Origin of the sequence: Nocardiopsis sp. CNT312, assembly GCF_000515115.1 — a bacterium.
Taxonomy (GTDB): Bacteria; Actinomycetota; Actinomycetes; order Streptosporangiales; family Streptosporangiaceae; genus Nocardiopsis.
The window spans coordinates 1-18,831 of the sequence record NZ_AZXF01000037.1; the positions used below are offsets into that span (position 1 = coordinate 1).

The 18,831-nt window shown below is 73.5% G+C and carries 17 protein-coding genes; 6 read left to right on the plus strand and 11 right to left on the minus strand.

Going from position 1 to position 18,831, the window contains the following annotated elements; genetic code table 11:
* Positions 1-57: 57 nt before the first annotated feature.
* A complete protein-coding gene (locus B042_RS0115860; protein WP_028647700.1) occupies positions 58-693 on the plus strand; it encodes an ABC transporter ATP-binding protein in 636 nt (211 codons plus the stop codon).
* Positions 694-738: 45 nt separating this feature from the next.
* On the opposite strand, the gene B042_RS23445 is transcribed toward B042_RS0115860, so the two are convergent.
* From B042_RS23445 to B042_RS0115875, 3 genes are all read right to left on the minus strand, one after another.
* Positions 739-2,292 (minus strand): BCCT family transporter, encoded by a 1,554-nt coding sequence (locus B042_RS23445; protein WP_051415740.1) that lies wholly within the window; start codon positions 2,290-2,292, stop codon positions 739-741.
* 233 nt (positions 2,293-2,525) lie between these two features.
* Positions 2,526-3,350, minus strand: coding sequence for an aldo/keto reductase (locus B042_RS0115870; protein WP_028649147.1), 825 nt, complete (start codon positions 3,348-3,350; stop codon positions 2,526-2,528).
* A gap of 91 nt (positions 3,351-3,441) precedes the next feature.
* Complete coding sequence (locus B042_RS0115875) at positions 3,442-4,452, minus strand: NADP-dependent oxidoreductase (protein ID WP_028649148.1); 1,011 nt, start codon at positions 4,450-4,452, stop codon at positions 3,442-3,444.
* Positions 4,453-4,644: 192 nt separating this feature from the next.
* On the opposite strand from B042_RS0115875, the gene B042_RS0115880 reads away from it, so the two are divergent.
* Complete coding sequence (locus B042_RS0115880) at positions 4,645-5,649, plus strand: endonuclease/exonuclease/phosphatase family protein (RefSeq protein ID WP_081748821.1); 1,005 nt, start codon at positions 4,645-4,647, stop codon at positions 5,647-5,649.
* Between the two features lie 341 nt (positions 5,650-5,990).
* On the opposite strand, the gene B042_RS23450 is transcribed toward B042_RS0115880, so the two are convergent.
* A complete protein-coding gene (locus tag B042_RS23450) occupies positions 5,991-6,470 on the minus strand; it encodes a hypothetical protein (protein WP_051415744.1) in 480 nt (159 codons plus the stop codon).
* 290 nt (positions 6,471-6,760) lie between these two features.
* Here B042_RS23450 and B042_RS0115890 point away from each other — a divergent pair, with 290 nt between their 5' ends.
* Entirely contained in the window at positions 6,761-7,369 is a 609-nt protein-coding gene (locus B042_RS0115890; RefSeq protein ID WP_028649150.1) for a hypothetical protein, read from the plus strand.
* 145 nt (positions 7,370-7,514) lie between these two features.
* Here the strand turns inward: B042_RS0115890 and B042_RS0115895 are convergent, their stop codons facing one another.
* Genes B042_RS0115895 through B042_RS0115915 form a run of 5 tightly spaced genes read right to left on the minus strand, consistent with a single transcriptional unit; the run spans position 7,515 to position 11,765 of the window.
* Positions 7,515-8,381, minus strand: a complete 867-nt coding sequence (locus B042_RS0115895) for a biotin-dependent carboxyltransferase family protein (protein WP_036555290.1) — start codon at positions 8,379-8,381, stop codon at positions 7,515-7,517.
* Positions 8,378-8,992 (minus strand): allophanate hydrolase subunit 1, encoded by a 615-nt coding sequence (locus B042_RS0115900; RefSeq protein ID WP_028649152.1) that lies wholly within the window; start codon positions 8,990-8,992, stop codon positions 8,378-8,380. The genes B042_RS0115895 and B042_RS0115900 overlap by 4 nt, the downstream gene beginning before the upstream one ends.
* 16 nt (positions 8,993-9,008) lie before the next feature.
* Positions 9,009-9,767, minus strand: coding sequence for a LamB/YcsF family protein (locus tag B042_RS0115905; RefSeq protein WP_028649153.1), 759 nt, complete (start codon positions 9,765-9,767; stop codon positions 9,009-9,011).
* 29 nt (positions 9,768-9,796) lie between these two features.
* Positions 9,797-11,260, minus strand: a complete 1,464-nt coding sequence (locus tag B042_RS0115910; protein ID WP_028649154.1) for an SDR family oxidoreductase — start codon at positions 11,258-11,260, stop codon at positions 9,797-9,799.
* 4 nt (positions 11,261-11,264) lie between these two features.
* The gene (locus B042_RS0115915; RefSeq protein WP_231494117.1) at positions 11,265-11,765 is read right to left on the minus strand and encodes a DUF4383 domain-containing protein; all 501 of its coding nucleotides are present in this window, start codon (positions 11,763-11,765) and stop codon (positions 11,265-11,267) included.
* A 91-nt stretch (positions 11,766-11,856) separates the two neighbouring features.
* On the opposite strand from B042_RS0115915, the gene B042_RS23455 reads away from it, so the two are divergent.
* Complete coding sequence (locus B042_RS23455; protein ID WP_036555292.1) at positions 11,857-12,807, plus strand: MerR family transcriptional regulator; 951 nt, start codon at positions 11,857-11,859, stop codon at positions 12,805-12,807.
* Between the two features lie 52 nt (positions 12,808-12,859).
* Here the strand turns inward: B042_RS23455 and B042_RS0115925 are convergent, their stop codons facing one another.
* Positions 12,860-15,076: an MMPL family transporter gene (locus B042_RS0115925; RefSeq protein ID WP_028649156.1), complete on the minus strand. Its 2,217-nt coding sequence runs from the start codon at positions 15,074-15,076 to the stop codon at positions 12,860-12,862.
* A 112-nt stretch (positions 15,077-15,188) separates the two neighbouring features.
* Positions 15,189-16,376 carry a lycopene cyclase family protein gene (locus B042_RS23460; protein ID WP_036555294.1) on the minus strand — a complete coding sequence of 396 codons (1,188 nt, stop codon included), beginning with the start codon at positions 16,374-16,376 and terminating at the stop codon, positions 15,189-15,191.
* Positions 16,377-16,438: 62 nt separating this feature from the next.
* On the opposite strand from B042_RS23460, the gene B042_RS0115935 reads away from it, so the two are divergent.
* A complete protein-coding gene (locus tag B042_RS0115935; RefSeq protein WP_028649157.1) occupies positions 16,439-17,188 on the plus strand; it encodes a methyltransferase domain-containing protein in 750 nt (249 codons plus the stop codon).
* Positions 17,178-18,758, plus strand: coding sequence for an FAD-dependent oxidoreductase (locus B042_RS0115940; protein ID WP_028649158.1), 1,581 nt, complete (start codon positions 17,178-17,180; stop codon positions 18,756-18,758). The genes B042_RS0115935 and B042_RS0115940 overlap by 11 nt, the downstream gene beginning before the upstream one ends.
* Positions 18,759-18,831 lie beyond the last annotated feature (73 nt).

Consider the following 18,831-nt stretch of genomic DNA (forward strand, 5'->3'; position numbering starts at 1 on the left):
CACTTCCACCGCCGTATCGTCCGTGAGGGCGCCGCCCAGGCCTGAAAGGGATCTGCCGTGATCACCGTCCGCGACCTGTCCAAGTCCTTCGGCGCCCGCACCCTGTGGCGGGGCCTGGACCTCGACCTGCCCCCCGGGCGGATGCTCGCCCTGACCGGCCCCTCCGGGGCGGGCAAGACCACCCTGCTCAACTGCCTGGGCCTGCTGGAGGCCCCCACCGGCGGCAGCATCAGCCACGGCGGACGCGACCTCACCCGCCTGCGGGCCGGCGGGCGGCGCCGCTTCCGCCGCGACCACCTGGGCTACCTCTTCCAGAACTACGCGCTGATGGAGAACGCCACGGTGCGCGAGAACCTGGACGTGGCCCGCCGCGACCGGCCCGCCCAGGCCGAGGCCCTGGAGCGGGTGGGGCTGGCCGGCCGCTCCCGTGAGCGGGTGCACCACCTCTCGGGCGGCGAACAGCAGCGGGTGGCCCTGGCCCGCCTGCTGGTCAAGCAACCGTCCCTGGTGCTGGCCGACGAGCCCACCGGCGCCCTGGACGAGGGCAACGGCCAGATGGTGGTCGACACCCTGCGCGCCATGGCCGCCGAAGGGTGTTCGGTGGTCATCGCCACCCACAACAGCGCCGTGCGCGAGGCCTGCGACACCGTCCTCGACGTCTCCACCCGGCAACCGGCCACCGAACGGGCCTGACCCCGGGCGGGACCCTGCCCGGTGCGCACCGGCCGACCCCGGCGGTCACTGCACGTCGCGGATCTTGATCACGCCGGCGGCGGCCTCCTGCTTCAGGGAACGCACCAGCCCGGCCATCATGATGAACGCGATCACGAAGAACGGCAGCCCGAACACGATGATCGTCTGCTGCAGCGCGTCCAGGCCGCCGACACCCGACGCGGTGAGGACGGTCGCGGCGACCACACCCTCCGTGACACCCCAGAAGACGCGCTGGCGGGTGGGGCTGGCGGGCGAGCCGGAGCAGAGCATGTCCACCACCAGCGACGCGGAGTCGGAGGAGGTGGTGAAGAAGATGACGACGATGAGGATCGACACCGCCGACACCAGTGTCGTCAGCGGGTAGTGGGTGAGGAACGCGAACAGGGCCCCCGGCACGTCCTCATCGACGACGACCCGTTCGACGAGCCCGCCGCCCTGGTTCCACTCGATGTCGAAGGAGGACAGGCCGAACACGCTGAACCAGATGATGCTGAACCCCGTGGGGACGGCCAGGGCACCGATGACGAACTCGCGGATGGTGCGGCCCCGGGAGATGCGGGCGATGAAGATGCCCACGAACGGCGACCAGGTGATGGTCCACGCCCAGTAGAAGACCGTCCACGACCCCTGCCAGCCGGTGTCGCCGAAGGTGTCGTTCCAGAACGCCAGGGAGACGAGCGAGTCCAGGTAGATGCCGGTGGTCTCGATGATGCCGCGGGCCAGGTAGACCGTGGAGCCGGTCACGAACACGAAGACCAGCAGCGACACGGCCATGATGATGTTGATCGAGGACAGCCACTTGATACCGATGTCCAGGCCGGTGGCCACGGAGGTCACGGCGACGGCCGTGACGACGGTGATGAGGATCAACTGGGTGAGGCGGGTCTCGGGGACGCCGAACAGTTCGTTGAGGCCGCTGTTGATCTGCATGGTGCCCAGGCCGATGGTCACCGACACGCCGAACAGCGTGCCCAGGACGGCGACGATGTCGACGGCGCGGCCGATGGGCCCGTGGATGCCGTCGCCGAGGAAGGGGTGGAAGACCGAACTGACGCGGAAGGGCAGCCCCTTGCGGTACACGAAGTAGCCGAAGGCGAGCGCTGGCAGGCAGAAGATCGTCCAGGTGTGCAGGCCGAAGTGGTAGAGGGTGAAGGCCATGGCCTCCTCGGCCGCCGCCGCGGACTCGGGGGGCACGTCCTGCTTCGGCGGATCCGCGAAGTGGCTGATGGGTTCGGCCACGCCCCAGAACATGAGGATGCTGCCGATCCCGGCGGCGAAGAGCATGCAGAACCAGACCAGGCCGCCGTATTCGGGTTCGCTGTTCGGCGGTCCCAGCCGGACACTGCCATAGCGGCTGAGCGCGATCCAGATGAGGAAGCCGAGGAACGTGGTCACGCCGAGGATGTAGAGCCAGCCGAGCTTGTCCATGATCCAGGTGGACACGGCCCCGAAACCGGTGTCGACGGCCTCGGTGAAGAGGATCGCGCTCGCCACGAAGACGATGACCAGGACGACGGAAACAGTAAAGATGACCGGATCCGTCCGGAAACCCATTCTTTTGGTCAGTTTGTCGATCATTCCCCGCGCTTTCTGTCGCACTTTCCCGGGCCTGAAGCGGCATCTTGGTCCCTGGTCACAGCAGACTACGGCGCATAGACGGGTTTTCCTCGGAGGATGCGCGGGGGCGGACCGGATCATTCCGATATGAGGAACGTCTATTTGGTTTTTTCCGGAAACGCGAAACCGCCCCGGCGTTTCCCTGCCGGGGCGGTGCACTGGGCGGGACCCGCTCCCGGGAGCCCCGCCGCGGCTCAGGCCGCGTTGAAGGTGGCGGGGTCGGGGCCGACCCGGGAGTCGCGGTTCAGCGCGGAGACCGCGGCCATCTGCTCGCCATCGAGTTCGAAGTCGAAGACGTCGATGTTCTCGCGGATCCGCGCCGGGGTCGCCGACTTGGGGATGACGACGTTGCCCGACTGGAGGTGCCAGCGCAGCACCACCTGGGCGGCGCTCTTGCCGTGCTCGGCACCGATCCCGGCCAGCACCGGGTCATCGAGCAGCCCCTTGCCCTGCCCCAGCGGGCTCCACGCCTCGGTCAGCACACCGCGCTCGGCGTCGGCCGCGCGCATGGCCTCCTGGGTGAGGTAGGGGTGCACCTCGATCTGGTTGAGGACGGGGACGGTCTCGCACTCGGCGGCGAGACGGTCGAGGTGGTCGGCGTTGAAGTTGGAAACGCCGATGGACGCGGCGCGTCCCTGCGACAGAATCCGCTCGAAGGCCTTCCAGGTCTCGACGTACAGGTCCCGCTCGGGGGTCGGCCAGTGGATCAGGTACAGGTCCACGTAGTCCAGGCCAAGCCGGTCCAGACTGCCCTCGAAGGCCTTCAGCGTGGTGTCGAAGCCCTGGTCGGCGTTCCACAGCTTGGTGGTGACGAACAGGTCCTCGCGCGCGATCCCGGATTCGGCGACCGCCCGGCCCACACCTGCCTCGTTGCCGTACACCTTGGCGGTGTCGATAGAGCGGTAGCCGGCCTCCAGCGCGGTGGAGACCACCGCGTGGGCCTCCTCGTCGGAGATCTGGAAGACGCCGAACCCGAGCTGCGGCATCGTGCGGCCGTTGTTGAGGGTGACGTACTGCAAAGTGTGCCCTTCTGTGGCTGTTCGAATGGAAGAGGGGGTGTCCGGGCCCCGCGCGGGTCGCGCGCTCGGGGGGCGCGGGCCCGGCGGTATCTCAGGGTGCCAGGCGCACCAGCATCTTTCCGGTGTTGGCACCGCGCATCATGTCGAGGAAGGCACCGGCCGCGTTCTCGATCCCGGTGACGACGGTCTGCTCGGTGTGCAGGTCGCCGCTGGCCACCCAGGACGCGGCCCTCGGCACGTACTCGCGGGAGATGTCGCCGTGGTCGGCGACGATGAACCCGCGCAGGCTCAGGCGCTTGCCGATCGCGAGGAAGAGGTTGTCCGGGCCGGGCACCGGCTCAGTGGCGTTGTAGGCGGAGATGGCGCCGCACATCGCGATCCGGCCGAAGGGGCGCATCGCGGCGATGGCGGCGCGCAGGTGGTCCCCGCCGACGTTGTCGAAGTAGACGTCGATCCCCTTGGGCGCGGCCTCGGCGAGCTGCCCCTCCAGGTCGCCCTCCCTGTAGTCGATCGCGGCGTCGAAGCCGAAGTCCTCCAGCAGGCGGCGCTTCTTCTCCGGGCCTCCCGCCGAGCCGACGACCCGGGTGGCGCCGAGACGCCGCGCGATCTGGCCCGCGGTGCTGCCGACCGCGCCCGCCGCGCCGGAGACGAACACGGTGTCATTCTCGTTGACCGGCGCGATTCGGGTGAGGCCGACGTAGGCGGTAAGGCCGGGCATGCCGAGAGCGCCCAGGTAGGACTCGGCGGGCACCTTGGAGGTGTCGACGATCTGTGCCTCGTGGGCGTCGAGCAGGGCGTACTCACGCCAGCCCGCCTGGTGGAGGACGGTGGATCCGACGGGGACCGTCTCCGCCCCCGAGGCGGTGACGGTGCCGACCGCGCCGCCCTGCATCACCTCGCCGAGGCGGAACGGCGGCACGTAGGACTTGACGTCGTTCATCCGGCCGCGCATGTACGGGTCCACGGACATCCAGTCGTTGCGCACCTGGATCTGGTCGGGTCCGGGGTCGGCCACGGTGGTCTCGACCAGGGAGAAGTCGGACTGCTTCGGCTCTCCGACGGGTCGGGCGACGAGGTGGACTTCCCTACTGGATACGGGCATGGTGCTCCCCTGTGTGCCGGTGGCGGTGTGGCCGGGCGGAACTGGTCCTCCCGGAGGCGTACCCGCCCACACTAGCGACGGTCCCTCCCCCTGCGGCGGTGCGGCACGGCACGAGGTCGCCCCGCGAACCACACCGTGCGCACCGGCGTCCGACCGGGGGAGACGGCAGCGGGGCAGCGAAAGGGGCGGGGCATGGAGCGGTCGGCAGTGGCGGCGGAGTCCGCGAAGGGGGCCGGGCCGCAGAGGAGTGCACCTCTGACCTGGGCTGTCGCGGTGGCCGCAGGCGCCTTCGCGGTGTTCGCCCTGGTACGGGCCTTCGGTCTGGAGCGGGGGTTCCCGGCCGTGCCACTGCTGGCCTACACGCCCTACGTGCTGGTCGCCGCCCTGCCCGTCGCGGCGGTCGCGGCCGCGCTCCGCCGGTGGGCGAGCGCGGCGGTGCTGGCCCTGGCGGTGCTCGTGCTGGCGGTGGCGGTGGTGCCGCGCACGGTCCCCTACGGGATCACCGGCGCGGGCGGCCCGCAGGTGCGAATCCTGACCCTCAACACACTGCTGGGCGGCGTCGAACCCGGGGGCGTGGTCGCCCTGGTACGCGAGCACGACGTGGACGTCCTCGCCCTCCAGGAGGTCACCCCCGCTCTGGTGGAGGGGCTGGCGGCGGCCGGGATCGGAGACGTGCTGCCCCACACGGTGGACCACTCGGGGACGGGGGCGCACGGCAGCAGCGTGCACTCGGTCTTCCCGCTGACCGATCTGGGCGACCCGGGGCGGGAGATCGGGGCGTTTCACATGGCCCGCGCGCGGGCCGAGGTGTCCGGGCACAGGCTGGAGGTGGTGTCGGTGCACCCGGTGCCGCCCGTGTCCTCGTCCGCGGTGCGCGACTGGGAGGAGGGGCTGGCGGCCCTGGCGGAGCTCCCCGAGCCGGGGCGGGCGGTGCGCGTCCTGGCGGGGGACTTCAACGCCACGCCCGACCACGCCCGGATGCGGGCGGTCCTGGACGCGGGCTACGTGAGCGCCGCGCGGGTGGCCGGGGCGGGTCTGACGGGTACCTGGCCCGCCGACGGCGTCCTGCCCCGGGTGGCCATCGACCACGTGCTGGTGCGGGAGGGGATGGGGGTGGGCGCCTACGGGGTGCTGGACGTGGCGGGCACCGACCACCGGGGCGTGCTCGCCGAGGTGTCGCTGCCCGCCCCCCGGTGAGGACCGCGCCGCGACGCGCGCCGAGGGACCGAAGGAGCGCCCCTCCCCCGGTACACGGGTCGGTCCTGGGCCGATACCGGTTTCGGGCGCGAGCCCTGACTGTGGTCTCCAACAACCACCGCAACCGCTCCCGGATGAGTGCCTGTCAGTGCGGCTGACCACGACGCGAAAGGAACCGCGTCCCGCCGTCGCCCCGCCGACCCACTCGCGGGCTGGGTCCTGGGCGACGAGAGCACGCTGCTCCACGCCGGGGACCTGTCCGAGTACGCCCGCAGCGCCGCGGCAGCGGGGCGTGGGACTGATCCGGGTGCCGGGCACCGTCTTGGACGGGCGGTGCCCGCTCAGTCGGCGGTCGCGGAGCCGGTGCCGCCCCGCCGCCGGGTGAGGAGGAAATGGGTCCAGAGCACGCCCAGCCCGATCGGGAGGGAGAGCGCCGCGACGGTGATCAGGGCCGAGAGGATCCACTCGCGGGAGCCGTCCGGTCCGTAGACGCGGTCGGGCGCGCCCGCGTCCACGGCGGGGATCGACGCCCCGATCAGACAGGTGTCCTGGTCTGCGGCGTGCAGTGCGGTGTCGCGGGACCCGCCGCCGTCCTCGGAGGTGAAGGAGCCCAGACAGTAGCAGGACTCATGCCCGGGATGCTGCACGCACGACAGGTGGGCCGGGACGAACACACCGTGGGTGCCCTCGCCGCGCGCGGCGCGGATCCCCTGGTCGAGCCCGGACACACCCATGTACCCCAGCAGCCCCGCCAGGATGAGGACGACGAGGGCGAAGAAGGGCGAGGGGGGTCGGGACACGGCCTCGGTGTTCGTACTCATGCCGGTCGCCCTCTCGCCGCGCGGCACGGAGGTCCGGAGCGCTCGTCGACGGTCCTCGCCGTGTCGGTGGACACCGCTACGGACAAGCCGGAACCTCCAATGCGGACATTGCAGACAGGGGCACCATACAGCACGAAAAGCAACCTTTCTGTCGTAATCGGACAGCCCTGCCCGCACCGCGCACCGGGGGGAGCCCGACCTGGGTCGACATCGGCCGGAAAAGGTGGGAAACCTGCAGAAAGCGGGTAACGGGAAAGCGGCAACCTCCACAACATCCCCAGGAGTCCCCCGTGGTCCTGTACGCCCAGCGCCCCCTGCGCGCGTTCCTCCAACTCGTCGCCGACCTCATCGCCCTGGCCTGGATCTACCTGTGGGTCAAGGTGGCGCTGGCACTGCGAGAGACCATCACCGCGCTGGAGCGGCCCGGCGAACTGCTCGCCGAAGCGGGTTCCGGCGTCAGCGAGCACATGGACACCGCCGCCGGGCACGCGGAGGGGATCCCGCTGGTGGGCGACGAGATCGCCGTTCCCTTCACCCAGGTGGGCGAGGCGGGCACCTCGCTGACCAACGCGGGCACCTCCTTCCAGGAGTCGGTGGCCGAACTGGCGTTCTCCCTTCCGCTGCTGGTCGCCGCCCTGGCGCTGCTGCTGCTGGCCGCCACCTGGCTGCCCGCGCGCGCCCGCTGGATCCGGGCGGCGAACGCGGCGGGGCGGACGAAGAAGCTGGACCCGGCGGCGCGCGACCGGCTGCTGGCACTGCGCGCCCTGACCTCGGCACCGACCCGCAAGCTGGCGGGCGTGCACGAGGACCCGGCCGGGGCCTGGCGTTCCGAGGACCAAGAGACCATCGGGGCACTCGCCGCCCTGGAACTGAAGCGGCTCGGCCTGCGCAGCCGCTGAGCGCTGGCCGGTCGGGGACCCGCGCAGCGCCGGTCAGGGCACTCGGGAGCAGACTGATCCCGCCGTCCGGCCGAGGCTCTCCTCAAGGCCAAGACGCCCGTCCTCGCCTGAGAACGAACTCCGATCACACGGCGGGGCACTCCCCTCACCGGCCCGGGTGGGGCGTGAAGCGCACCCGGGTGCCGGGGGCCGCCTGGGCGGCATCGGGCAGGTCGGCCGAGCACACCACCGCGATCACCGGGTAGCCGCCGGTCACGGGGTGGTCGGCGAGGAAGAGCACGGGTTCCCCGCCTGGCGGCACCTGGAGGGCCCCCGCCACCATCCCCTCACTCGGCAGCTCTCCGCCGCGCGCCCGCCGGAGCACCGGCCCCGACAGGCGCGCCCCCACCCGGTCGGTGCGGGCGGTCACCTCATAGACCTCGCCGAACAGGGTGTCCAGCGCCCCGGCGGTAAACCACTCCTCGCGGGGCCCCGGGACCGCCCTGAGGCGGGCTTGCGGTCCGCCCACAGGGGCGACCGGGGCGTGGTCGGCCACGGGGAACCGCGCGGGCGGCGCGCCGACCGGCAGCAGATCGCCGGGACGGGGCACCGCCGGGCCGAGTCCGGCCAGGACGTCGGTGCTGCGCGAGCCCAGGACGGGTGCCACGTCCACGCCTCCGCGTACGGCCAGGTAGGAGCGGAGCCCGCACCGGGCCGCACCCATGGACAGCTCCGCGCCGTCGGGCAGGCGCAGCACGGTGTTCAGCGGCACCGGTCGGCCGTCCACCGCCAGGGGCACGGACGCCCCGGTGACGGCCACGGTGACCGCACCGTGCGCCCGAACCCCGAGCCCGCCCACCGTGGCCTCCAGCGCTGCGGCGCCGACGGGATTGGCCACGAGGCGGTTGGCCAGGGCATGGGAGCGGGCGTCAGCGGCACCGGACCGGCCCACGCCCAGGTCGGCGCAGCCGAACCGGCCCGTGTCCTGCACGGTGGTCAGCGGCCCGGTCTCCAGGACCTCCAGCGCGATCACCGCTCCTCCGTGAAGCGCACGCGCGCACCGGGGCGCAGGAGTCCGGGCGGGTCCCGGTCCAGGTCCCACACGCGCGCCCGCGTACGTCCGATCAGTTGCCAGCCTCCGGGCGAGGCGCGCGGGTACACGCCCGAGAACTCCCCGGCCAGCGCCACCGAGCCGGCGGGCACGCGGGTGCGCGCCTCCCCGCGCCGGGGCACGCACAGCCTCGGGTCTCCGCCGGTCAGGTACCCGAACCCGGGGGCGAAGCCGCAGAAGGCGACGGTCCACACGATCGCGGTGTGCGCCCGGACGACCTCCCCTGCCGTGAGCCCCGTCAGCCGCGCGACGTCGGCCAGGTCCTCACCGTCGTAGCGCACCGGCAGCGTCACGGCTCCGGCGTCGGCGGCGCCCCCGCTTCCCCCGGTGAGGGGCAGGGCGGCGACGGCGGCGGCGACCTCCTCCGGGTCGGCCCCGGGTTCCAGGCGCAGCAGCACGGTGCGGGCGGCGGGGACGGCGTCTCCGACACCCGGCGGCGGGTTCTCGGCCAGGGCCGCGCGCAGCGCGATCACCTCGGCCGTGTCGGCGACCTCCACCAGGAGACCGGTGTCGGCGCATCTCAGGACGCGCATGCCCTCCCCCTCCCCGTCAGTCCGTGAACGCTTCCAGGGCCACACCCTCGGCCCGCAGCCTCTCAGCGACAGCGGCGGCGGTCTCCACAGCGCCGGGGCTGTCGCCGTGGACGCACAGGGAGTCGGCTTCGATGACGATCTCCGTACCGTCGGCCGCCTCGACCGGTTCGCCGCGGACGATGCGCAGGCAGCGTTCGGCGATCGTGCCGGGGTCGTGCAGGACCGCGCCGGGTTCGCGACGGGGGACCAGTGTGCCCTCGGGGGTGTAGGCACGGTCGGCGAAGGCCTCGCGTCGGGTGCGCAGTCCCGCCTCCTCTGCCAGGCGCAGGAACTCCGAGCCGGGCAGCCCGAGCACCGCCAGGCCGGGGTCGTAGGCGGTGACGGCCTCGACCACGGCGGCGGCCTGCGCGGTGTGGTGCACGATCGCGCTGTAGAGCGCCCCGTGGGGTTTGACGTAGCGGACGCGCTCCCCGGCCAGGGAGGTGAACGCGGCCAGGGCACCGATCTGGTAGACGACCTCGTCGGTGAGTTCGGCGGGCGGCACGTCCATGAAGCGACGCCCGAACCCGGTCAGGTCGCGGTAGCCCACGTGCGCGCCGACGGCCACACCGCGCTCGGCGGCCCGTCTGGTGGTGCGGCGCAGCACGGTCGGGTCACCGGCGTGGAACCCACAGGCGACGTTGGCACTGGTCACGATGGCCAGGAGCGCCTCGTCGTCGCCGAGTTCCCATCGCCCGTGCCCCTCGCCGAGGTCGGAGTTGAGGTCGATGCGCACCGGACTGCCTCCCTCTGTCCGGTTCGAGCCTACGCGGTCGGCGGCGCCTCCCGGGAGGCGCGGGCGGCGATGTTGCGGGCCATGTCGCCGAAGACCAGGCCGTGGAAGAGCGTCACCGCCTTCCAGTAGAGGTGCCCGGCCAGGCCGCGCGGCCGGAACAGGGCGCGCTGGCGGTACACGGTGCGCCCGTCCTCGCGCTCCACCGACATCTCCAGCCACGCCAGGCCGGGCAGTCGCATCTCCGCGCGCAGCCGCAGCAACCTCCCCGGTTCGATCTCCTCCACACGCCAGAAGTCGAGCGAGTCGCCCACACGCAGATGGACCGGGTCGCGGCGGCCCCGGCGCAGCCCGACCCCGCCCACAGCGATGTCGATCCAGCCGCGCGCGGCCCAGGCCAGCGGCCACGAGTACCAGCCCCGTTCGCCGCCGATGCCCTCGATGACGCTCCACAACCGTTCGGGCGGGGCGTCCACGGTCCTCGTGCACTCGTCGGTGTAGAGGCTGCCACCGGCCCAGTCGGGATCGGTGGGCAAGGGGTCCGACGGCGCGCTCGGCCAGGCCGCCGACGACCACCGGGTGTCCACGTTCGCCTCGTTCACACGGCGCAGCGCCAGCTTCACCGCCTCGTCGAAGCGGAGCCGCTCGTGGTCGCCGAGCAGGTCGGACAGGTCGTCCTCACGCATCACCGAGTCGTGGCGCAGCGACTCCACGAGGGGGCGGGCAATCGAGGGCGGGACCGGCGTGATCAGCCCCACCCAGAGGCTGGACAGGCCCGGGGACAGGACCGGTACCGGGATGATGAGCCTGCGGCTGATCCCGGCCACCGCGGCGAACCGCTGGATCATCTCGGCGTAGGTGAGCACCTCCGGACCGCCCACGTCGAAGGTGCGGTCGACGTCCGGCGGCAGGTCCGCCGACTCCACCAGGAGCCTGAGCACGTCGCGCACGGCGATGGGCTGGACGCGGCTGCGCACCCACCGGGGCGTGGTCATGGCGGGCAGGCGCTCGGTGAGGTGGCGCAGCATCTCGAAGGAGGCCGAGCCCGAACCGATGATGACCGCCGCGCGCAGGACGACTGCGGGCACAGGGGAGGCGAGGAAGATGTCGCCCACCTCGGTCCGGGAGGCCATGTGCGCCGAGAGCGCCTCGCCCTGCGGGGCGAGCCCGCCGAGGTAGACGATCCGGCCGGCGTCGGCCCGCTCGGCGGCGCGTGCGAAGGTACGGGCGCCCTCGGCGTCCTGGGCGGCGAACCCGCGTCCGCCGGCCATGGCGTGCACCAGGTAGTAGGCGGTGTCCACACCGGTGAGCGCCTCGTCCAGCCCGGAGCCGTCGGAGACGTCGCCCTTGACGACCTCCACGCGGCCGCGCCAGGGGTGGTCGCGCAGTTTCTCCGGGGTGCGCGCCAGGCAACGCACGTGGTGCCCGGCCTCCAGAAGCCGGGGGACGAGCCGTCCTCCGACGTAGCCGGTCGCCCCGGTGACCAGTACACGCACGGCCTCAGACCGCCATCCGTGTCGGCTGGCCGTGGGCCACGTCGTACCGTCGGCGCCACTCACGGGCGATCCGGTGGGGGTCGTCCGTGAGAAGACTGCCCCTGCCGTAGACGCCGAAGGCCATCATCGCGAAGCCGACGACGCCGAGGACGGCACCGGGCGCCGAGAAGGCGAGGATGTTGGGGCTGAGGCTCATGAGGTAGAGGTTGGCCAGCCCGCCCACCGCGAACAGCAGGCCCGTGGTCGTGCAGACGGTGGAGGAGAACCTGCCCCCGACCGCGGCGGCCCCGACCAGGAACGACCCGATCACCACCGCGATGAAGCCGATCACGCCGTCGGTGGACATCCCCACGATCACCTCTCCCTGTTCTCCGACCAGCGGAATCCCGACGATCAGTCCCACCACGCCGAATCCGATGAACGCGAGTCCGATCAGCAGCGATCCCGTCCGGTGGACGATGTCGAAGTGCCGGCTCGCGCTGTGCTTGGTGTGTGCGTCCATCATGCCGTTCCTTTCGGTGTTTCCCCAGATAGAGTCGGTCGCACACGCTCGGCACCACAAGTCGCGTCGCTTGTGCGACGTTTTGGAGGGGATCATGAGCGGCACTCTCTCCCCCGGGGCGGCGGCCCGCCTGCTCGGCGTCGCCCCCTCGACCCTGCGCAGCTGGGACCGGCGCTACGGTGTGGGACCGCACGGGCGCAGTCCGGGCGGGCACCGCCGCTACACACCCGAGGACATGGACCGTCTGCGCGAACTGTGCAGGCTCGTCGGCGAGGGGGTGCCCCCCGCCGACGCGGCGCAGCGGGTACTGGCGGAGGACGAGCCGGCAGCCCTGCCCGGATCCACGCCCCCCGCCCCCGGGGGGACCGGTGACGGAGCACCCGCCTCCCACCAAAACGCCCCGACCCTCCGCAGTGTGAACCACGCCGCGATGCGCCTGGACGCGGAGCTGGTGGAGGAGCTCCTCGAAGACGTCTTCACCGAACGGGGTGTCGTGGCCGCGTGGGAGGAGCTGGCGATGCCGCTGCTGTACGGGATGGGACGCAAGTGGGAGGCGTCCAAACAGTACGTGGAGGTGGAGCACCTGCTGTCGTGGTGCGTGTCGTCGGTACTGCGCCGGGTCCAGGGGCCGACGCCCGGGGGCGGGGGGCGTCCGGTGCTGCTGGCCTGCGGTCCGCACGAGACGCACAGCCTGCCGATGGAGGCGCTGGCCGCCGCGCTGCGGGAGGCCGGGGAGCCCCACCGGATGCTCGGTCCGTGCACGCCGGTGGAGGCGGTCACCGCCGCGGCGCGCCGCTCCGCGCCCCGGGCGGTGGTCGTGTGGTCCCAAGGCGCGGCGCCGGGTGCCGAGTTGGCCCTGCTGGCGACGGTACGCGCGGTCTCCGACTCCACGCTGACCACGCGCCTGCTCACCGCCGGTCCCGGCTGGGGCGGCCTGCCGGAGGCGATGCGGCTGCGTGACGGCCACCTCTCCTCGCTCGACGAGGCGTTCCGTGTGCTGGTCCCGCGCGCGGCGGCCCCCCGGACGGGTCCGAGGGGCCGCTGAAGGGGGTGGCGCGGCGGCTCCCCTGGTCGGCCGCCGCACCGCCGGCTCCGCGCTACCGGGCGGCGTCGCTCTCCGAGGCGTCGGAGCCGGTCGCCACCTCCGGCGACGGTGCCTCCGCTGCGCCCCGGGCGGGGGCCGCACGGCGGGCGCGGCCGGGCCACCACACGGCCGGTCCGATCTCCAGCGACAGTGCGGGCACCAGCACGGTCCGCACCAGGAGCGCGTCCACGAGCACGCCGAAGGCCACGAGGAACGCCAACTGGAGCAGGAACAGCAGCGGGATCACCGCCAGGGCGGCGAAGGTCACCGCCAGGACCACCCCGGCGGAGGTGATCACTCCGCCGGTCACGGTCAGGGCGCGCAGGACGCCCTCGCGGTGCCCGTGTTCCAGGGTCTCCTCCCGGGCCCGGGACATGAGGAAGATGCTGTAGTCGATGCCCAGCGCCACCAGGAACACGAACGCGAACAGCGGTACCACCGGGTCCGCGCCGGGCAGGCCGAGCAGGTGGTCGAACACCAGCGTGCCCACACCGAGCGCGGCGGCGAAGGACAGGACGTTGACCGCCATGAGCAGCAGCGGTGCCACGAGGGAGCGCAGCAGCGGGATGAGGACGAGGAAGACCACCGCCAGCACCAGCGGCACCACCACGGTGAAGTCGCGCTGCGCGGTCTCCAGGGTGTCCAGGTCGGTGGCGCTCACGCCGCCGACCAGGGCGTTCGCCCCCTCCACCGAGCGCAGTCCCTCGCGCAGGTCCCGCACGGCGCCAAGCGCCTCGGGCGACTCGGGGCCGACGGTGAGGACCGCCTCGACGAGCACGCGGCCGTCCTCCTCCAGGGGTGGCGTGTCGGCGCCGGGCGGACCGGGTTCGGTGACCGGTGCGGCCTCGCTCACCTGGTCGAGTGCCTCGGCGGTGCGCACGACCTCGTCCAGGTGGTCGGCGTCGGCAACCACGAGGGCGGGGGCGGCCGACGCCTCGGTGCCGAACCCGCGTTCGAGGACCTCCTGGGCCTCGACCGCCTCGACCTCGGTGCGGAACACCTCGGCCTGTCCGGTGCCCCCGGCGTCGAACTGCGGGGCGAAGGCCGCGGCGGCGACCAGGGCCGCGGTGGTGGCGATCCAGGCCAGGCGCTGTCTGCGGGCCACGGCGGTGGCCAGGCGGCCCCAGAACGGGTGGCGCTCCACGACCTCGTCGAGGCTTCCCCCGGCCTCGCGGGAGCCGTGCGGCGCCAGGGGCCAGAACGCGGCCCTCCCGGACAGGGCGAGCACGGCGGGCAGGAAGGTCATCGCTGACAGCAGTGCGGCGACGACGCCGATGGCGACCACGGGGCCCAGGCTGCGGGTGGAGGCCAGGTCGGCGGCGAGCAGGCAGAGCAGGCCGAGGATGACGGTTCCGCCGGAGGCCAGGACCGGGCCGGTCACCCCGCGTACGGCGGCCAGGACCGCGTCGGGGACGCGGTCGCGGGCGGCCAGCTCCTCCCGGTAGCGCGCCACCAGCAGCAGGGCGTAGTCGGTGCAGGCACCCACGACCAGGATGAACAGGATGCCCTGGCTCTGGCCGTTGAGGCTGACCAGTCCGGTGTCGGCGGCCAGGTAGACCAGGGCGCCGGACAGGCCCAGGGCGAGCAGGCAGGCCAGGATGACCAGGACCGGCAGCAGGGGCGAGCGGTAGACGGCCACGAGGATGACCAGGACGGCGGCGACGGCCACGAGCAGCAGGGTGGAGTCGATGCCGCCGAAGGCCGCCGCGAGGTCGGCGGCGTACCCGGCCGGCCCGGTGACCTGGGCCCGCAGGCCGTCGACGGGCTCGTCTGCCAGAAGCGCGCGCAGGTCCTCAACCGCGTCGCCGGTGTCCGCCCCGGCCCCGATGGGGACGACGAATTGGGCGACCGAGGGGTCCTCGGTGCCGGGGAAGGGTCCGGCGACCTCTCCGGAGACCCAGGGCTCGCCGGCGACGGACTCGGCGGCGGCACCGATACCGGCGAGTTCGTCCCCGGTGATCTCCGGACCGTCGGTGCCCTCGTCGCGGGAGTAGACCACGACGGCCGGCACGGCGTCCTCGCGGTCGAACCCCTCGGCGATCTCGCCGACCTCGGTGGACTCGGCGCCCACGGGCAGGAACGCGCCGGGGTCGTTGGTCTGCACCTCGCCCAGCTTGCCCAGGAAAGCGCCCAGCGGTCCGGCCCCGGCCAGCCACACCAGGGCGACCAGCAGCGCCGCGCCGATCCACCAGCGCGAGCCGCGCCCCGGTCGGCGATCGCTCTCGTCCACGTCCCGATCCCCCTCCTGAAAAGACTACTCGGAAAGTAAGCCTCTTGTTTTTCAAGCTTCTTTTCGGCACGACTCTACCGCAGTCGGACACCGTCGCGCACCCGCCCCCGGCTCAGCGCCGACGGCGCCCCCGCAACGCGTACCACACCTGGTCCAGCGAGGTCAGCGACATCGCGCCCACCGGGGTGGACAGCCCCATCGCCAGTTCCCGACCCAGGCCGGAGCCGCCGTCGAGGAAGGCCAGCACGTCGCCGAAGGGGTGGGACGCGAACAGCCCCGCGAAGAACTCCGCGCCCCGGATCCGGCCCGTGTCCAGGGCGCGCAGCATGACCGCGTCCATCGCCAGATGGCGCCGCCGGTGCGGCACCGGCGGCACGGGCACCCGGCCCTCCTCCAGCGCCCGCGCCACCGCCGCAGCCTGCCGCCCCACCCCGCTGAACGTGTACCCGGTCGAGGGCCGGGTCGCCCCGCCCGCCGTGCCCACCCGGAACACGCGCCGCCCCACCCTGGGCCGGAAGGGCGCGTCCGTCATCGGGATGACCCCCTGCTCGGTCGCGGTCACCTCCACTTCCGGCAGCCCCAGCAGAGCGCAGTAGTCCGCCAGGGCCCGCTCGTACTCGGCCACCGTGAGCACGGCGGGGCCGAACTCGGTGTACTCCACCAGCGCCTCGCGCCGCGACAGCGGCAGCACGTAGCCGAAGGCCACCCCGGCCGGGGGCTGCGGGGGACGCAGGTCCATCAGCACCGCGGCTCGGGGATCGAACGCGTCGGAGGCCGTGCGCACGAACCAGCCGCGGAAGTGCTGGAGCAGGTGGGTACGCCCCCGCGGCGGCGGACTCGGCGGCCGCGAGTCGAACACCCACGACGCGGTCAGACGCTCCCGCTCCCCTCCGGGACCGCCCGCCTCGACCACGGCCCGTTCCGCACCGTCCTCGATACCGGTGACCAGCAGCGGCAGGGGGTCCACGTGCGTCCCGGCCAGGGCACGCACGTGGGCGGCCACGTCCCCGGACCTGAGCATCTTGTACACGTAGGGCGCCGCCGGAGAGGAGTGGACGGTCCCGTCCGGGCCGATGACCGACAGGTGCTCCCACCGGGCGGCGAGCAGGCCGTCCCACGGACCGCCGTCGGGCTCCCAGAAGCACCAGGTGCGCGCGGGTGGCGTTTGGGGGCCGGGCGGCGGCTCCAGGAGTGCGACGCGCAGCGGTCGGCCGCCACGGTCGTTGACCCCGCCCAGAAGGTGGGTCAGGGTGAGCCCAGCGGCTCCCCCGCCGATGATCGCCACGTCGTAGTCGGCCATGCCCCCAGCATGCACCGGTGGACCCGCGCACGCACGCCGGCACGAACCCTGGAGAGGCCCCTGTGAACACCGCAGCCCTGAAGGGCGAACCGGTCACCGCCGAGTTCGACCACGCGGCCCACGCCTATGACCGCCTCGTGGCGGCCAACCCCGGCTACCACACCCACCTGCGGATCTCCGCCCGCCGCCTGGGACTGGACGGCACGGGCGAGGGGCTGCGGATCCTGGACCTGGGGTGCGGCACGGGCGCCTCCACCAAGGCGCTGCTGCACGTGCTCCCCCACGCGCGGATCACCGGGGTGGACGCCTCCGAGGGCATGCTGGAGTCGGCACGCGCCAAGCCGTGGCCCGACTCGGTCTCCTTCCACCGGGCGCGCGCCGAGGACCTGACCCCGCAGTGGGCCGCCGAGCACCTGGGCGGGCCCGTGGACGCCGTGTTCGGCGCCTACCTGATCCGCAACTGCCCCGCCCCCGACGCGCTGCTGTCGACGGTGCGCGACCTGCTCCGGCCGGGCGGGCGGCTGGTCCTGCACGAATACTCCGTGGCCGACTCCGTAGCCGCGCGCGCGGTGTGGTCGGCGGTGTGCTGGGGGGTGGTCATCCCCGCGGGCCGGGCGCTGACGGGCCGCGGCGACCTGTTCCGGTACCTGTGGCGCGGCGTGCTGGAATTCGACGGCCGCCAGGCCCTCCTGGAGCGGATGCGCCGCGCGGGCCTGGTGTCGGTGGCCAGCGCTCCGCTGCCCGGCTGGCAGTACGGGATCACCCACACCTTCGCGGGCCTGCGCCCCGAGGAGGTCGAGGGTGGCCGCTGACACCACCGGGCCGGGACGGGTGCGCGACCCGCTGGCCGAGGCGCTCGCGCCCGCCCCGCCGACCGGTCCGCGCACCGCGTCCACCCCCCGGGTGGCCGTGGTGGGCGGCGGCATCGCCGGGCTCACGGCCGCCTGCGCGCTGGCCGAGCGGGACGTGGAGGTGACGGTGTTCGAGAGCGAGCCGTCGCTCGGCGGGCGTCTGCGCGGCTGGTCCACGACTCTGGCCGACGGCTCGACCGCGACCATGACGCGGGGGTTCCACGCGTTCTTCCGCCAGTACTACAACCTGCGCGCCCTGCTGCGCCGGGCCGACCCGGCCCTGGAGGGCCTCGTCGCGCTGCCCGACTACCCGCTGGTGCACCGGGACGGACCCCGTGACCGCTTCGCCGGTCTGCCCCCCGTACCGCCGTGGAACGCGGCCGCGCTCGCCGCCACCAGCCCGAGCTTCCCGGCGCGCGACCTGGCCCGGGTGAACGTCCCCGCCGCCCTGCAGCTGCTGGACGTGGACGTGCCCGGCGCCTACGAGCGGCTGGACCACCTGAGCTCCCGCGACCTCCTGGACGCGGTCCGCTTCCCGCCCCGGGCCCGGCACCTGGCCTTCGAGGTGTTCACGCGCAGCTTCTTCTGCGCCCCGGAGCGGCTGTCGGCGGCCGAACTGGCGGTGATGTTCCACATCTACTTCCTCGGCTCGTCCGAGGGGCTGGCCTTCGACGTGCCGCGCTCGCCCTTCCCCCGGGCCCTGTGGAACCCGCTGGCGGCACACCTGGCCGCGCTGGGGGTGCGCCTGCACACGTCCCACGCCGTCGAGACGGTGGCACCGGGCGGTGGGGGGCACCGGTTCTCGGTGCGTACGCGCGATACGTCGGGGGCCGTCGCCAGCACCGGTGCCGACGCCGTGGTGCTCGCCGCGGACCCCGGCGGCACCCGCGGCCTGGTGGCGGCCTCGCCCGGCCTGGGCGATGGCCCCTGGCGCGACCGGGTGGCCCGGATCGAGACCGCGCCGCCGTTCCTGGTGTCGCGGTACTGGCTCGACCGCCCGGTGCGGCCGCACCGGCCCGCCTTCCTGGGCACGGCGGGCCACCCCTCGCTGGACAACATCAGCGTGCTGGAGCGCTACGAGGACGAGGCGCGGGCATGGGCGCGGCGCACCGGCGGCTCGGTGGTGGAACTGCACGCCTACGCGCTGGAGGCCGGGGGCGACCCCGGTGCGGAGCGGCGCGCGCTGTGGAAGCAGGCGTGCGCGGTCTACCCCGAACTCGCCGGTGCCCGCGCGGTGGACTCGCGGCACGAGACGCGCGCCGACTGCCCGCTGTTCCCGCCGGGCGGCTACCGGGACCGGTGCGGTGTGCGCTCACCCGACCCGTTCGTGGTGGTGGCCGGCGACCACGTGCGTACGGACCTGCCGGTGGCGCTCATGGAGCGGGCGGCCACCAGCGGCCTGCTCGCCGCCAACGCGCTGCTGGAGCGGTGGGGGCGGCCCGGGCACACGGTGTGGACCGTGCCCCGGCGCGGCAGGTCGGCGCCGTTGCGCGCCCTGGCGCGGTGGGCGCGGCGGCCGACGCGCCGATGACGTCCGCTGTGGGGCCGCGCGGCCCCACAGCGCCGCCGGTGGCGGGCCCCCTTGCGGCCACGCGCCACCGGTC